The sequence below is a fragment of the Micromonospora sp. NPDC047753 genome (assembly GCF_040642735.1).
In the GTDB taxonomy this organism is placed as follows: Bacteria; Actinomycetota; Actinomycetes; order Mycobacteriales; family Micromonosporaceae; genus Micromonospora.
Window position 1 is genome coordinate 1 of sequence record NZ_JBEYSL010000852.1, and the last position, 1,400, is coordinate 1,400.

1 protein-coding gene is annotated in these 1,400 nt (G+C 66.5%); it reads left to right on the top strand.

Going from position 1 to position 1,400, the window contains the following annotated elements; all coding sequences use genetic code 11:
- A partial coding sequence (locus ABZ749_RS35195) for an AMP-binding protein (RefSeq protein ID WP_357235730.1) occupies positions 1-1,400 on the top strand: 1,400 nt, incomplete at both ends.

Below are 1,400 nucleotides of genomic sequence, written 5' to 3' on the forward strand. Positions count from 1 at the left end.
ATGGTGGATCAGGATTTGGATTTGGCGGAGTTGGGGTCGGTGCTGTCGGCGGCGGCTCCGTTTAGTTTTGTGAAGTTGACGCCGGGTCATTTGGAGATTCTGGGTCGGCAGTTGTCGGATGAGCGGTTGGCGGGTTTGGCGCCGGTGGTGGTGGTTGCGGGTGAGGGTTTGCCTGCGTCGTTGGCTAATCGGTGGTTGGGCATTGTGGGTGCGGGGAATCTGATTAATGAGTATGGGCCGACGGAGGCGTCGGTGGGTACGTGTGTTTTCCCGGTGCGGGTGGAGCAGACGTTGCCGGTGGTGCCGATTGGTCGGGCGTTGCCGGGTATGCGGATGTTCGTGCTTGATTCGTGGATGAATCTGGTGCCGGTGGGTGTGGTTGGTGAGTTGTTCGTGGGTGGTGTGGGGGTTGCTCGGGGTTATGTGGGTCAGTCGGGTTTGACGGCGGATCGGTTCGTGCCGGATCCGTTCGGGTCGGTGGGGTCGCGGTTGTATCGGACGGGGGATCTGGTTCGTCGGTTGGCCGATGGTGCTGTCGAGTTCGTCGGCCGGGTTGATCATCAGGTGAAGGTCCGTGGATACCGGATCGAGTTGGGCGAGATCGAATCGGTGATCGGCGCCGTGACCGGAGTCCGCGACACGGTGGCTCTGGTCCATCCGGAAGAGGCGCGGTTGCTCGCCTTCTATGTCCCGGAAGGACCGGACGCCGGTCTGGCCGCCCGGGTGCGGCAGGAGTGCGCGAGTCGACTGCCGGAGTACATGATCCCGGCGGACCTCGTGGCGGTCGAGTCGATCCCGCTGAACGCCAATGGCAAGGTCGACCGGGCCGCCCTGGCCGCGTCCGTCGGGGAGACCGGCCGGGTGCACGTGGCTCCCCGCACCGAACTCGAGCAGCAGCTCGCGGACATCTGGGCACGCGTGCTGACCCTCGACACGGTCAGTGTCGTGGACAGCTTCTTCGACCTCGGCGGCGACTCACTACGCGCGGTGGCCCTGGTCGGCGCCCTTCGGGGAGCCGGCTTCCCCGTTGGCGTCCGAGACGTCTTCGTGCACCGCACCGTTGCCGCGCTCGCCGCGCACCTGACGGCCAAGGACGCCGCCGAGGTCGCACCGGAGTTCCAGCCGGTCGCCCCGTTCGCGCTGCTCGACGACGCCGACCGGGCCGCCCTGCCCGCCGGCCTCACCGACGCCTACCCCATCGCCCAGGTGCAACTCGGCATGCTGGTGGAGATCCAGAAGGACCCGACGCGGTCGCTGTACCACATCGTCCGCTGCTTCCGGGTGCACAGCCGCCAGTCCTTCTCGGCCGAAGCGCTCACGTCGGCGGTGCACGACATCGTCGACCGGCACGAAACCCTGCGTACGTCGTTCGACCCGCACACCTACTCGGTGCCGCTTCA